This window comes from Serratia sp. CY81684, from assembly GCF_052166595.1.
GTDB lineage: Bacteria > Pseudomonadota > Gammaproteobacteria > Enterobacterales > Enterobacteriaceae > Serratia > Serratia nematodiphila.
This window is the reverse complement of the sequence record NZ_JBJNOO010000001.1, coordinates 345044-358539: the sequence shown is the minus strand read 5'-3', so window position 1 is coordinate 358539 and position 13496 is coordinate 345044. Positions and strand designations below refer to the sequence as shown.

The 13496-nt window shown below is 63.0% G+C and carries 12 protein-coding genes; 9 read left to right on the top strand and 3 right to left on the bottom strand.

Going from position 1 to position 13496, the window contains the following annotated elements; genetic code table 11:
- Window position 1: 1 nt before the first annotated feature.
- Both ACJ8QF_RS01745 and ACJ8QF_RS01740 read right to left on the bottom strand, forming a co-directional pair.
- Window positions 2-997 carry an ABC transporter substrate-binding protein gene (locus ACJ8QF_RS01745; protein ID WP_442537217.1) on the bottom strand — a complete coding sequence of 332 codons (996 nt, stop codon included), beginning with the start codon at window positions 995-997 and terminating at the stop codon, window positions 2-4.
- Between the two features lie 4 nt (window positions 998-1001).
- Entirely contained in the window at window positions 1002-3164 is a 2163-nt protein-coding gene (locus ACJ8QF_RS01740) for a TonB-dependent siderophore receptor (protein ID WP_275095554.1), read from the bottom strand.
- A gap of 188 nt (window positions 3165-3352) precedes the next feature.
- Here ACJ8QF_RS01740 and modE point away from each other — a divergent pair, with 188 nt between their 5' ends.
- The 9 genes from modE (at window position 3353) to gpmA (ending at window position 12412) form a co-directional block, all read left to right on the top strand.
- Window positions 3353-4144: a molybdenum-dependent transcriptional regulator gene (gene modE / locus ACJ8QF_RS01735; protein WP_015376996.1), complete on the top strand. Its 792-nt coding sequence runs from the start codon at window positions 3353-3355 to the stop codon at window positions 4142-4144.
- A 90-nt stretch (window positions 4145-4234) separates the two neighbouring features.
- A complete protein-coding gene (gene modF, locus ACJ8QF_RS01730) occupies window positions 4235-5722 on the top strand; it encodes a molybdate ABC transporter ATP-binding protein ModF (protein ID WP_442537216.1) in 1488 nt (495 codons plus the stop codon).
- Window positions 5723-5816: 94 nt separating this feature from the next.
- Window positions 5817-6389 carry a cysteine hydrolase family protein gene (locus ACJ8QF_RS01725; protein WP_280630839.1) on the top strand — a complete coding sequence of 191 codons (573 nt, stop codon included), beginning with the start codon at window positions 5817-5819 and terminating at the stop codon, window positions 6387-6389.
- Between the two features lie 166 nt (window positions 6390-6555).
- Window positions 6556-7374, top strand: coding sequence for a CPBP family intramembrane glutamic endopeptidase (locus ACJ8QF_RS01720; RefSeq protein ID WP_280630840.1), 819 nt, complete (start codon window positions 6556-6558; stop codon window positions 7372-7374).
- A gap of 286 nt (window positions 7375-7660) precedes the next feature.
- Complete coding sequence (galT, locus tag ACJ8QF_RS01715) at window positions 7661-8713, top strand: galactose-1-phosphate uridylyltransferase (protein WP_049187125.1); 1053 nt, start codon at window positions 7661-7663, stop codon at window positions 8711-8713.
- A complete protein-coding gene (gene galK, locus ACJ8QF_RS01710; protein WP_049187123.1) occupies window positions 8710-9861 on the top strand; it encodes a galactokinase in 1152 nt (383 codons plus the stop codon). The genes galT and galK overlap by 4 nt, the downstream gene beginning before the upstream one ends.
- Complete coding sequence (gene galM, locus ACJ8QF_RS01705; RefSeq protein ID WP_049187121.1) at window positions 9855-10898, top strand: galactose-1-epimerase; 1044 nt, start codon at window positions 9855-9857, stop codon at window positions 10896-10898. Before galK ends, galM begins: the two co-directional genes overlap by 7 nt.
- Before the next feature lie 197 nt (window positions 10899-11095).
- The gene (locus ACJ8QF_RS01700; protein ID WP_048322413.1) at window positions 11096-11443 is read left to right on the top strand and encodes a PsiF family protein; all 348 of its coding nucleotides are present in this window, start codon (window positions 11096-11098) and stop codon (window positions 11441-11443) included.
- A gap of 216 nt (window positions 11444-11659) precedes the next feature.
- Window positions 11660-12412 (top strand): 2,3-diphosphoglycerate-dependent phosphoglycerate mutase, encoded by a 753-nt coding sequence (gene gpmA / locus ACJ8QF_RS01695; RefSeq protein ID WP_004939834.1) that lies wholly within the window; start codon window positions 11660-11662, stop codon window positions 12410-12412.
- A gap of 46 nt (window positions 12413-12458) precedes the next feature.
- On the opposite strand, the gene ACJ8QF_RS01690 is transcribed toward gpmA, so the two are convergent.
- On the bottom strand, window positions 12459-13496 hold the full coding sequence (locus ACJ8QF_RS01690; RefSeq protein WP_049187119.1) for a M48 family metallopeptidase: 1038 nt from the start codon (window positions 13494-13496) through the stop codon (window positions 12459-12461).

The window sequence follows — 13496 nt, the reverse complement described above, 5'->3', positions numbered from 1 at the left end:
ATCAAGGTTCCTTGTTGGAAAGCGTCGGAGCCTGCGGCGGCAAGGCCGCCAGGCCCCGAATCAAACGGCCCAGCGCCGCCACGGTGCGGGCGGAAGGGTCCATGTCGTAACCGGGGAGGATCACGTAGCGCCGCTGACGCACGGCGCGCAGCGTCGCGGTCAGCGGGTGATGCTCCAGAAAGGCGATCTTGTCGGCCGCGCTGTCCCCGAAGCCGCCGCGCGGCAGATCGCCAAGCACGATCGCATCCGGATCGCGGGCGGCGATAATCTCCCAGGACACCGTCGGCCACAGCTCGGGCAGATCGCCGAACAGGTTCTCGCTGCCGACGCTGCGGCTCAGCAAGCCTGGCGCGCCGCAGCAGCCGGCCACATAGGGCGTCTGCGCGCCGGCATACCACCACAGCAGCCGCAAATGCGGCAGCTGTGCGCGCTGCGGCTCAAGCACCCTCAACTGCCCGCGCAGCCGTTCGATCAGCGCTTCACCGGCGCGGCTGACGTTGAAGATACGCGCCAGCTCTCGCAGCTCGGTGAAAATGTCTTCGAACGTCAGCACGGCGGCGATCGCGCTTTGCTGGCCGCTGCAGGCGCCGGGAGAGAGATAAGTGCCGATGCCCCATTCCGCCAGCCGCGCCCGATCGGGCGTTTCCGGGCTGTGCAGCCAGTAATAGCTGGCCGAATAGACAAAATCCGGCCGCATCAGCAGCAACGCTTCCGCCGTGGGCGGTGCCGGGCTGGCTGGCGCCCGCAGCGTCTCGGCCGGCGCCGTCGGCGCGGGATCGCGCGCGCGGTCATACCCGATCACGCCGATCGCACGGCCGGCCAGCCCCAGCGCCAGCAGGTTTTCCAGCGCCGGGTTGGCGTAAACCAGCACCCGCTGCGGCGGCTGCGGGTAATCGCGCATTACCCCGCAATTGTGCAGGCTGACGGCATCGGCACGCAGCGGCGCGCCCCAGCCCAATCCCAGGACGCACAACAACAGGTAAAGCGAGCGTTTCACGCCGTCAGAACCTGACCGACACGAAGGTTTCATAGCTACGCGGCGGCGCAATCAGCGCCTGATCCGGGTAGGTGCGCTGATAGGCGTACAGCTGGTTGGTGGCGTTGCGAATGCGGAAACCGACATCGACGATCGGCGTCAGCTGATAGTCCGCCGCCAGATCAAGCGTGGTGTACGCGCGCATCTTGCGCCGGTTGGCATCGTCGTTGTAACTGCTGCCGACGTAGCGCAGCGAAGAAGCCAGCCCCAAACGTTCCGTCGCCTGATAATGCACGCTGAGGTTGGCGGTCCAGTCCGGGATATAGGCCGGGCGATTGCCGTTGTAGCTGCGCAGCGGGCTACCGCCGCGATAGTCGTCGTAGCGGGCGTGCGTGTAGGCGGCGTTGCCGGCCAACTCCCAGCGCTCGTCGGGGCGCAGCACCACGCCAAGCTCGATGCCGCGCGACGTCTGCCTGCCTACCGCGTTCAACGCATCCGGCCGCTGTGCGTCGGGCACAAACAGGTTGTCCTTGCGCAGTTCGTACAGCGCCAGCGTCGCCTCGCCCTTGTTACCCCAAAACTGCCCTTTGGCGCCGGCCTCCCACTGGCGCGCTCGCGTCAGCGGCAGATCGGTCTGCGTCGGGCTGAGGAAGAACAGATCGTTGCCCGGCTCCTGGCCGGTGGTGTAGTTGGCGTAGAGCGTGAGGTTATCGGTCAATGCATAGCTGGGGCCCAGGCTCCAGGTGCTGAAAACGTAGGTGTGCGCGCGGCTCTCTTCCTGCGGCCCCTGGAAGCGCCAGTCCATGTCCATATGGTTGTAGCGCAACTGGCCCAGCAACGCTAAACGCTCGGTCAGGCTGAAGCGATCTTCAAGAAAGGCGGCGTACTGATTCTGGGTGACGTGGCGCACCGGCGCGCGTTGGCGATCGGTGCCCTGCGCGAACGGCTCTCTGGGCGGCGCGCCGAGCGGCACATCTTCCGAGCCGGGGAAGCCGTTGGAGTAGTACTGGAAATGCCGCTTGCTCAGGTCGAAGCCGACCAGCAACCGGTTATCGAAACCGGCAATGGCGCGATCGAACACCAGCGAACTGCGGTTGCCGATCAGATCGTCGTCATGCGCCAGGGCACCGAAGGAGTCGCGGTTGACGTCGCCGGGCCGGGCCGCCGCCGCGACGCGGAAACGCTCGACGTTGCGCCATTCGCGAAAGCCGCTGTAGTAATAGAATTGGTTATGCCACTCCACTTCGGGCGTCATAAACCAGTCCAGACTGGCCTGAAATGCGGTGGCGTTGCTCTGGATACGGCTGTCGGTCAGGTTGTTGTAATTGATGTCGCGCAGCTCGCCGGCAATGCGCCCATCCAGCAGCGGCGTGCCGTAGTAAGGGTTGTTGGTGCGGTTGAGCATGCGGTCCAGGCTCAGCGTCAACAGCGCATCGTCGGTCAGCTTAAACAGCAGCGAGCCGGAAACCCGCTTCTGCCGATCGCGCTCGTCCTGCACATTGCTGCCGCTGTCGTTGCCGCTGACGTCCAGCCGATACGCCACCGCATCGTCCACCAGCGCACCGCCGGCTCCCAGATGCAAGCGCTGGCTGCGGTAGCTGCCGAGGCCATAATCGAGTTCAACCGGCTGGCGGCTGAAGGTCGGCCGCCGCGAGATCAGGTTGACGCTGCCGCCCGCGGCGCTCAGGCCGTTCAAGGCCGATCCCGGCCCGCGCAGTATCTCGATGCTGTCGTAATGCGCCGGATCGCCCAGCTGCAGCGTGCTGCCGGGCATTTCTACGCCGTTATACAGCCAGGCGATCGGCCGGAAACCGCGCGCGGAAAAGTTATTGGATAACGTCGGCGAGGCCACGCCGGACAGGCCGGTGGCGTGCTCGACGGCGGCGGTCAGCGAGCGGTCGCCCCGCTGTTGGATCGCCCGCGCGCTGATGATATCGATGCTGCGCGGCGTCTCCCGAGCGGTCAGCCCGAGCTGCGATGCGCTGCGGCTCACGGCGTTCAACGCATCGTAGCGCCCGGCGGGGGCTGCCGCCTCCACGGTGAGATGTTCTTCGCATCCCGTGGCATTGCGGGCTTTATCGCAGTCGGCGGCGAAAGCCAGCGGCGCCGTCAGTGCGCCAGCGACCCAGGCGGCGGCCAGGCATAAAGATTTTCTGGGCGCGCTAAGACGCCAGCGTGTCGTACTCATGTGGAGCATCCCTGTGGTGAAATAAAAACCGGCCGCAGCCGGCGTAAAGCCTTATCGTTTTTCTGTTATGTTATATTATAACAACAAAACAATACCAGTCTTTATTACCCCGCTCTCCAGCGCACTGCGTTTGGCGCTTTGCCGCCAAATCGGCGACAATAAGATTTTTGCCGCCGACAGGATGCGCTATGCAGGCCGAAATTCTTCTGACTCTCAAACTCCAGCAAAAGCTGTTCGCCGATCCGCGCCGCATCGCGCTGCTGAAACAGGTGCAGCACACCGGCTCCATCAGCCAGGGCGCCAAACTGGCGGGCATCAGCTACAAAAGCGCCTGGGATGCCATCAATGAGATGAACCAGCTGGCGGAACAAACGGTGGTGGACCGCGCCACCGGCGGGAAAGGCGGCGGCGGCGCACAGCTGACGCGCTATGGCCAGCGGCTGATCCAACTGTATGACCTGCTGGGCCAGGTGCAGCAAAAGGCCTTCGACGTGTTGCAGCAGGACGATCTGCCGCTCGACAGCCTGCTGGCGGCCATCTCGCGCTTCTCGCTGCAAACCAGCGCGCGCAATCAATTCTTCGGTACCGTCATCGAACGCGATCATCAGCAGGTGCAGCAGCACCTGGCGATTTTGTTGAACGACGGCAGCACTCGCCTGACGGCGGCCATTACCCAGCAAAGCGCCGACCGGCTGCAGCTGACGCCGGGCAAAGAGGTGCTGGCGCTGATCAAGGCGCCCTGGGTGCGGTTAAGCGTCGAGACGGCGGAACATGCCGGCGCGGATAACGCGCTGGCGGGCGTGGTGGCCGGCATTCAGCCAGGCGCCGAACACAGCGAGGTGCTGGTGACGCTGGCGGGGGGCGAAACCCTGTGCGCCACGCTGACGACGGCGGAGCTGCAGCGTCTGCAACTGAGCGTCGGCGCCGCCGTACACGCCCTGTTCAACGCCGACCACGTGATTGTCGCCACGTTGTGTTAAGCGCAACGTAACGTTGCATTTTTGTTGATTGACATCCCCCTGCAATGCGCCTATTTCTAAGGCAAATAATTGCAAAAAAAGGAACAGGTGATGTCGTCGTTGCACATTTCGCAAGGTTCATTCCGCTTAAGCGATACCCGCACCCTGACGCTGGACGCGCTGGAAATCCAGGCCGGCGACAGCTGGGCCTTCGTCGGCGCCAACGGCAGCGGCAAATCCGCCCTGGCACGGGCGCTGGCCGACGAACTGGTTCTGCTCGGCGGCGAGCGCCGCAGCGACTTTCAGCACGCGGTGCGCATCTCCTTCGAACAGCTGCAAAAAATGGTCAGCGACGAGTGGCAACGCAACAACACCGATCTGCTCAGCGCGGACGAGGACGACACCGGCCGCACCGCGGCGGAAATCATTCAGGAAGAGGTGAAAGACGCCGCGCGCTGTGAGCGGCTGGCCGCGCAGTTCGGCATCACCGCCCTGCTGACGCGCCGCTTCAAATACCTCTCCACCGGCGAAACGCGCAAGACCCTGCTGTGCCGGGCGCTGATGCCCGAGTCTGACCTGCTGATCCTCGACGAACCCTTCGACGGGCTGGACGTGCACTCCCGCGCGCAGCTCGCCGCGTTGCTGAGCGAGCTTTCCGCCCAGGGCCAGACCCTGGTGCTGGTGCTCAACCGGTTCGACGAAATCCCGGATTTTGTCCGGCGGGTGGGCGTGCTGGCGGACTGCACCCTGACCAGCCGCGGGCCGCGCAGCCAGGTGATGGCGGACGCGCTGGTGGCGCAGCTGGCGCACAGCGAAAATCTCAGCGGGCTGGCGCTGCCGGAAACCGAGGATCCGACGCAAAAAGTAGCTCTGCCGGCGGATCGGCCGCTGATCGTCCTGCGTGACGGCGTGGTCAGCTATAACGATCGGCCGATCCTCAATCACCTCGACTGGCAGGTAAATCCCGGCGAACACTGGCAGATCGTCGGCCCGAACGGCGCCGGCAAATCCACGCTGCTGAGTTTGATCACCGGCGATCATCCACAGGGCTACAGCAACGATCTGACGCTGTTCGGCCGCCGCCGCGGCAGCGGGGAAACCATCTGGGAAATCAAACGCCATATCGGCTACGTCAGCAGCAGCCTGCATCTGGATTATCGCGTCAACACCAGCGTGCGCAACGTGGTGATGTCAGGGTTTTTCGATTCGATCGGCATTTATCAGGCGGTTTCGGATCGTCAGCGGCAGCTGACAGAGCAATGGCTGGCGCTGCTCGGGCTCGACGGCGCGCGCGGCGACGCTCCGTTCCACAGTTTTTCCTGGGGCCAACAGCGGCTGGCGCTGATCGCCCGCGCGCTGGTGAAACACCCGGCGCTGCTGATCCTCGACGAGCCGCTGCAGGGGCTGGATCCGCTCAATCGCCAGCTGGTGCGCCGCTTCATCGACGTGCTGATCGGCCAGGGCGCTACCCAGCTGCTGTTCGTCTCGCACCATGCCGAAGATGCGCCGCAGTGCATCACTCACCGCCTCAGCTTCGTGCCCGACGGCGAAGGCGGCTATGGTTACCAACAGCAACGGCTGGAGGCGGCCTCCGCCTGAAACGCGGCGTAAACATATCCGGCAACACTTCACCGCAGCACATCACATTTGGCCTTTTATCATAGAAAGGAAGAAGGCCATTTCTGGAGACGCCATGTCCGCTGCGTTGATTATCATCGACTTGATCGAAGATCTTATCGGGCCCAAAGGGCGCGCCAACCACTGCCGCGAACAGGTGGCAGCGACCCACCTGCTCGCCAACGTCAATGCCGCCGCGGCCTATGCCCGGGTGCGAAAAATCCCGGTGATTTGGGTGCGGGTGGGATTCGCTGACGATTATCATGACATTCCGCCCCATTCGCCGCTGTTCAACCATCTCAAGCAAATCGGCGCGCTGCGGTTAAACGGCCCGGGCTGCCGCTGGATGCCCGAACTGCATCAGGAAGAGACCGATCTGCAGTTTGAAAAAAAGGCAGTCAGCGCTTTCTCCGGTAACAATTTGTTAGCCTGGCTGCGGCAACATCGGTGCCACCATCTGCTGCTGGCGGGCGTCAGCACGCCGCTCGCCATCGAGAGCACCGCGCGGCAGGCGCACGACGCCGGCTTTCAGGTGACCGTACTGCACGATCTGTGCGCAGCCCCCACGCAGGAGATCCACCAGCAGAGCCTGGATACCCTGCAAAACCTGGCCGAAATCACCCGTTCGCAGGCATGGATGAAAGGCTAACCCTCATCGCCGCCGGTCGTGTGGGCCGGCATCATGCACAAATGCATCACTGCCCCGACCTTTAGCGTCATCTTGGTGTGCTACTATCCGCTCTAGCGCTCAATTTCGCCATCATCGCACGCCGCAAAGGCGCTGAGCGCCGTGTACATATTTAAAGGGACATATTATGTGGGGCGTACTGGCTGCTTCGTTATTTTTCTTGCCGTTTAACCGGCTGATAGCCTGGGTGATCCTGGCCGCCTCGGCGGGCATGGGGCTTTATCATGGGGTACTGACGCCGCTCAGCCTGGGTTGCCTGTTGGCCATCGTGGCACTGGCGGGGCTGCGCTACCATTTTCGCGAGCAGCGTAATCTGGCGATTGCGCTCGAAGGGCTGGTGGTCGCCGGCTGCGTGGCGCTGTTCTTGCATCTGGTACCGGGCATCCACAACCAGCTGATGATCGACGGCGAAAAAGCCGGCCCGCTCAGCGCGCCGTTCACCATGTATTACAACTTCGATAAGGCAATGGTGCCTTTCCTGCTGTTCGCCTGCTTGCCCACGCTGTTTTCCGCCGAACGCGGCGGCAACGCCGGCAAAACGGGCTGGATTGCGCTGCTGCTGGCCGTGCCGGCGCTGTTGCTGCTGGCCGTCGCGCTGGGCGGCTTAAAAATCGAGTTGCATGCGCCCGCCTGGATCCTGCCTTTCGTGATGGCAAACCTGTTCTTCGTCTGCATGGCCGAGGAAGCGCTGTTTCGCGGCTACCTGCAACAGCGTCTCAGCCAGTGGCTGGGCGCCTGGCCGGCGCTGATCGTCGCCTCCCTGGTGTTCGGCGCCGCGCATCTGGCGGGCGGTACGCTGATGGTGATCTTCGCGACCCTTGCCGGGGTGATCTACGGCCTGGCGTGGATGTGGAGCGGCCGTCTGTGGGTGCCGATTCTGTTCCATTTCGGGCTTAATCTGACCCATCTGCTGTTCTTCACCTATCCGCTGTACCAGCATTCTTAACGGCTGAAGCCGGCAGAGAGCCCCCTCTCTGCCGGCTGGTCGGGTGAAAACGCTATCACCGGCACCTCACCGCAATGCCCTCAATCACGTTGTCGCCCGCTTTTCTTCGCCCTTCCTGCGCTTTTCAATGAAGTGTAAACGATTCCATTTTTCGCGTTAGATCACCTTTTTACCGCCGCGGGCGTGCTATCTTTCTGCGCAATAGCCTCTCCCTGTTCAGCAACGGGCGTCTCAAGACGGTAATTGGAAGCGATTACACTTTCGTCGGCGCCAAGAAAGGAACCGTATGACGGAATTTAACCCTATCGATCATCCGCACCGCCGCTACAACCCGCTCAGCGGCCAGTGGGTGCTGGTTTCACCGCACCGCGCCAAGCGCCCCTGGCAGGGCCAACAAGAAGCCGTCCCGACGGAAACGCTGCCGGCGCACGATCCCGACTGTTTCCTGTGCCCGGGCAATGCGCGCGTCACCGGCGATCGCAATCCGGATTATCGCGGTACCTATGTTTTCGCCAACGACTTCGCCGCGCTGATGAGCGATACGCCACCGGCGCCCGATAGCCAGGATCCGCTGATGCGCAGCCAGAGCGCGCGCGGCGTCAGCCGGGTGATCTGCTTCTCTCCCGATCACAGCAAAACCCTGCCCGAACTGGCGCTGCCGGCGCTGGAACAGGTGGTCGCCGCCTGGCAGGCGCAAACCGATGAGCTGGGCAAGCACTATCCCTGGGTACAGCTGTTCGAAAACAAAGGCGCGGCGATGGGCTGCTCCAACCCGCACCCGCACGGGCAAGTCTGGGCCAACAGCTTTCTGCCGAACGAGGCCGAACGCGAAGATCGCCTGCAGCACGACTATTTTCGGGAACACGCCTCCCCGCTGCTGCTGGATTATGCGCAGCGCGAGCTGGCCGCAGGCGAGCGCATTGTGGTGAACACCGAACACTGGCTGGCGGTGGTGCCCTACTGGGCCGCCTGGCCGTTTGAAACGCTGCTGTTGCCGAAAGCGGCGGTGCAGCGCATTACCGATCTCAGTGCGGCGCAAAGCCGCGATCTGGCGCTGGCGCTGAAGAAGCTGACCAGCCGCTACGACAACCTGTTCCAATGTTCCTTCCCCTATTCGATGGGATGGCACGGCGCGCCGTTCAACGGTGCCGACAACCGGCACTGGCAGCTGCACGCCCATTTCTATCCGCCGCTGCTGCGTTCAGCCAGCGTGCGCAAGTTTATGGTCGGTTACGAGATGCTGGCGGAAACCCAGCGCGATCTGACCGCCGAACAGGCCGCAGAGCGTCTGCGCGCCGTCAGCGATATTCATTACCGTGAAGCCGGAGCCCAAGCATGAGCCTGAAACCGCTAACCCATTCCCTGTTTACCGAACACTTCGGCTACGCGCCGGCGCTGACCATCCAGGCGCCGGGGCGGGTGAACCTGATCGGCGAGCATACCGATTACAACGACGGCTTCGTGCTGCCCTGCGCCATCGATTATCAAACCGTCATCGCCTGCGCCAAGCGCGACGACCGCCAGATCCGCGTGCTGGCCGCCGATTATCAGAATCAGCAGGATCAATTCTCGCTCGACGAGCCGATCGTCAGCCACCCCGATCAGCGCTGGTCCGACTATGTGCGCGGCGTGGTGAAACATCTTCAGCGTCGCAACGCCGACTTCGGCGGTGCGGATCTGGTGATCGCCGGCAATGTACCGCAAGGGGCGGGACTCAGCTCCTCCGCCGCGCTGGAAGTGGCGGTGGGCCAGGCGCTGCAGGCGCTCTATCAGCTGCCGTTGGACGGCGTGGCGCTGGCGCTGAACGGCCAGGAGGCGGAGAACCAGTTCGTCGGCTGCAACTGCGGCATCATGGACCAGCTGATCTCCGCGCTCGGCCGGCGCGACAGCGCTCTGCTGATCGACTGCCGCTCGCTGGAGACCCGCGCGGTGCCGATGCCGGACAACGTCGCGGTGGTGATCGTCAACTCCAATGTGCAGCGCGGGCTGGTGGACAGCGAGTACAACACCCGCCGCACACAGTGCGAAGAAGCGGCGCGGTTCTTCGGCGTCAAGGCGCTGCGCGACGTTAGCCCCGAACAGTTTGCAGCGCGTCAACATCAGTTGGATCCGTTGGTGGCCAAACGCGCGCGGCACGTCATCAGCGAGAACGCCCGCACGCTGGCGGCGGCCGACGCGCTGGCGGCCGGCGACCTGCAGCGCATGGGGCGACTGATGGCGGAATCCCACGCCTCGATGCGCGATGACTTTGAAATCACCGTGCCGCCGATCGATCGGTTGGTCGAGATCGTCAAAGCGACGATCGGCCCGCGCGGTGGCGTGCGCATGACCGGCGGCGGCTTTGGCGGTTGCATCGTCGCGCTGATGCCGCAGGATCTCGTGGAGACGGTGCGTGCCGCCGTGGCGCACGAGTATCCGCGGCAAACCGGCGGATTGCAGGAAACCTTCTATGTCTGCCAGGCTTCGCAGGGGGCCGGTACATGCTGACGGCAACCACGGCTGCGGCGCCCGATGGGCAACCTTACCAGCTGACACTGCTGCAAAACGCCGGCGGCATGACGGTGACGCTGATGGACTGGGGCGCCACCTGGTTGTCCGCCGTCTTGCCGCTCAAATCCGGTGAAAAGCGCGAGCTGTTGCTGGGCTGCCACAGCCCGGCGGACTACCCACGTCAGGGCGCCTATCTGGGTGCCACCGTCGGCCGTTACGCCAACCGCATCGCCAACGCCAGTCTGCCCATCGACGGGAAACCCCATGCGCTGGACGCCAATCAGGGCGCCCATCAGTTGCACGGTGGCCCCGACGGTTTTCATGCCCGCCGCTGGCGCCGGGTGCAGCATGATGCGCAGCAGGTCTGCTATGCGCTGCATTCGGCGGAGGGCGATCAGGGTTTCCCCGGCAATCTCGACGTGCAGGTTTGTTACCGCCTGACCTCGGATAATCGCCTGGAAATCAACTATCTGGCGCAGGTCGATCGCCCCTGCCCGGTCAATCTGACCAACCATGCCTATTTCAATCTGGACGGCGCCGGCACCGACGCCCGCGCCCAACGGTTGCAGCTGTTCGCCGATCGCTACCTGCCTGTCGACGCCGAGGGCATTCCCTGCGCCGGGCTGACGCCGGTGGACGGCAGCGGCATGGATTTCCGCCAGCCGAAAACGCTGCTGCAGGATTTTCTGCGCGATTGCGACCAGCAGCGGGTGAAAGGCTACGATCACGCCTTTCTGCTGCATCGTACCTGCGGGGCGCTGGAGAGCCCGGCGGCGCATTTGTGGTCCGCCGACGGGCAAGTGCAAATGAGCGTGTTCACCGACGCGCCTGCGCTGCAGCTCTACAGCGGCAATTATCTGGCCGGCACGCCGGCGCGCGATGGCGGCAGCTACGCCAACCATGCCGGCGTGGCGCTGGAGAGCGAGTTTTTGCCGGACAGCCCGCACCATCCCGAATGGCCGCAGCCGGACTGTTGGCTGCAACCGGGGAGCCGCTACCGCAGCGCCACGCATTATCAGTTTTATCCTATCTGACCCGCTACGCCCCTCGCCGTGCGGCCGGGGGCAATTTGTTATAAATGCTTACCTTTTAGCGCCATCCCCCCACCGGCGCCCACCTTCCCTTATTCCAAAGCGCGCACTACACTCAGGCTACCGTGATAAGCACAACGCCTTGTGCAACGTCACAATTTTCGGCCGATGGCGGCCAATCAATAGCTGAAGGAACACCTATGCGTCTGATTACTGCACTTCCATTGCTGGCGGGCTTAATGCTGAGCACCAATCTGATGGCGGCCGACGCGACGACGGCGACGAAAACGCCTTCGCCGGCGCAGGCGGCCCAACAGAAACGCATGACCGATTGCAACCAGCAGGCATCCAGCAAGTCGCTGAAAGGCGCCGATCGCTCCACCTTTATGAGCACCTGCCTGAAGTCCGAAGGCACCGCTGCGTCCGGCAAAACCCTGACGCCGCAGCAGCAGAAAATGAAAAGCTGCAATGCCGACGCCAAGACCAAGGATCTGAAGGGCGACGCGCGTAAAACCTTCATGAGCAACTGCCTGAAAAAATCGGCCTGATTTTCCCCACGCCACGGCGCGTCCGGAGCGATTCCGACGTGCCGTTTCTCCCCCTTCCGCCTCAGCCTGAACGATTCAGCTTTTTCCTTTCGCCAGCCCTTACTTTGCGGCAAGAAATTGGCTATGGTTAGACACTATCGATTGCCGAGCCCCGGCCCGCGGCAATATAATGATTTTCGTTATCATTGAAATGTCAGATTATTAAGGAGTTAAGCTATGGCTGTAACTAAGCTGGTTCTGGTGCGTCACGGCGAAAGCCAGTGGAACCAAGAAAACCGCTTCACCGGTTGGTATGATGTTGATCTGTCCGACAAGGGCCGCACCGAAGCGAAAGCAGCAGGCAAGCTGTTGAAAGAAGAAGGTTTCACTTTCGACTTCGCTTACACCTCCGTACTGAAGCGCGCGATCCACACCCTGTGGAACATCCTCGACGAGCTGGATCAGGCCTGGTTGCCAACCGAAAAATCCTGGAAGCTGAACGAACGTCACTACGGCGCGCTGCAGGGTCTGAACAAAGCGGAAACCGCAGAAAAATACGGCGACGAGCAGGTGAAACAATGGCGTCGCGGCTTCGCGGTGACCCCACCTGAGCTGACCAAAGAAGACGAACGTTACCCTGGCCACGATCCGCGCTACGCTTCGCTGACCGAGCAAGAGCTGCCGCTGACCGAAAGCCTGGCGCTGACCATCGATCGCGTTATCCCTTACTGGGACGAAGAGATCCTGCCACGCATCAAGAGCGGCGAGCGCGTGATCGTTGCGGCGCACGGCAACTCGCTGCGCGCGCTGGTGAAATACCTGGATAACCTGAGCGAAGATGAAATCCTCGAGCTGAACATCCCAACCGGCGTGCCGTTGGTGTATGAGTTCGACGAGAACTTCAAGCCAACCAAACGTTACTACCTGGGTAACGCCGACGAGATCGCAGCAAAAGCAGCGGCCGTAGCGAACCAGGGTAAAGCGAAGTAATTTCGCCCGTTCACGAAAAAGCCCCCGGTTTTCACCGGGGGCTTTTTTATTGCTGCTGCGCCATCGCCTCATTCACCGCATCCAGCCGTTCCTGCATCGCCGGATGGGTGCTGAGCCAGGCAGGCAGCGCCCAGTCATCGGTCTTTTCTCGTTCAGGCGCCTGCGCCAACGCGCGGTAGATCGCCGCCATTTCCGCCAGCGAACGCCCCTGGCGCTGCATTTCCGCTATCGCAAACGCATCCGCCTCACGCTCCATCCCGCGAGAAAACTGCATCTCATTCACGAAGGACGCAGACTGCAGCAGCGTGTCGCCGATGCCGCTGACGTCACCCGTCATCCACATCAGCGTCAACGCCACCAGTGACGAACGCACCAACATGCGCATCGGGTGACGATGAGCGTGATGCCCCATCTCATGCAGCATCACCGCCGCCAGGCCATCGTCGTTTTTTGACAAGGTGACCAGGCTATCGCTGAGCACCAGCGTGCCATCGGGCAACATAAAGGCGTTCGGCGCACCGGGCGCCGCCATCAGTTTCAGCGACAGCGGCGTGCGCTCCTGGCGCATTTCGGCCGGCATCACCTGCCGGAACAGTTGCTGCAACGCCCGTTGCCGCTCGGCCGGCAGTGCAGAGGGCTTGAAGCCGCTCTGGCTCAAAAACGTCTGCGTGTGTTCGCCCAGCGTCTGTTCCACCGAGGTGGGGATACGCATGGCGATCTCACTGCTCGCCCACGGCAGCACCACGTAAACGTAAGCCACGACCGCCAGCAGCGTCATCAGCAGCGCCAGCGCGACGCCGCGTTTGTGGCGCTCCAGGCGATGCACCCAACCCGGCGAACGGCGCTGATAAAACCAGCGGCGGAAGGCCGCGTCGTCGTCCGGCACAAACCGCCCGCCGCCCTTGAAGGTCAGCGTCAAGGGAATCGTGCCCAGCGCGTCAGAAACGGCGATATCCGCCAAGGGAATGTAGCGCTGCTCATCCTGCCGCTGCAGCGTTACGCCCTCGCCGCTTTCGTTCACCAGCAGGCGGGCCGCTTCGCGCGCGGCCCGCCCCGGCAACTGATAAGCGCCTTCAAGGATCAT

Excerpts from the sequence above, each read along its gene's own strand:
- modF (WP_442537216.1), top strand. The coding sequence starts at position 4,235 with ATGTCGTCGTTGCACATTTCGCAAGGTTCATTCCGCTTAAGCGATACC.
- gpmA (WP_004939834.1), top strand. The coding sequence starts at position 11,660 with ATGGCTGTAACTAAGCTGGTTCTGGTGCGTCACGGCGAAAGCCAGTGG.
- ACJ8QF_RS01725 (WP_280630839.1), top strand. The coding sequence starts at position 5,817 with ATGTCCGCTGCGTTGATTATCATCGACTTGATCGAAGATCTTATCGGG.
- galT (WP_049187125.1), top strand. The coding sequence starts at position 7,661 with ATGACGGAATTTAACCCTATCGATCATCCGCACCGCCGCTACAACCCG.
- galM (WP_049187121.1), top strand. The coding sequence starts at position 9,855 with ATGCTGACGGCAACCACGGCTGCGGCGCCCGATGGGCAACCTTACCAG.
- modE (WP_015376996.1), top strand. The coding sequence starts at position 3,353 with ATGCAGGCCGAAATTCTTCTGACTCTCAAACTCCAGCAAAAGCTGTTC.
- ACJ8QF_RS01690 (WP_049187119.1), bottom strand. The coding sequence starts at position 13,496 with ATGATCCTTGAAGGCGCTTATCAGTTGCCGGGGCGGGCCGCGCGCGAA.
- galK (WP_049187123.1), top strand. The coding sequence starts at position 8,710 with ATGAGCCTGAAACCGCTAACCCATTCCCTGTTTACCGAACACTTCGGC.
- ACJ8QF_RS01720 (WP_280630840.1), top strand. The coding sequence starts at position 6,556 with ATGTGGGGCGTACTGGCTGCTTCGTTATTTTTCTTGCCGTTTAACCGG.
- ACJ8QF_RS01740 (WP_275095554.1), bottom strand. The coding sequence starts at position 3,164 with ATGAGTACGACACGCTGGCGTCTTAGCGCGCCCAGAAAATCTTTATGC.
- ACJ8QF_RS01700 (WP_048322413.1), top strand. The coding sequence starts at position 11,096 with ATGCGTCTGATTACTGCACTTCCATTGCTGGCGGGCTTAATGCTGAGC.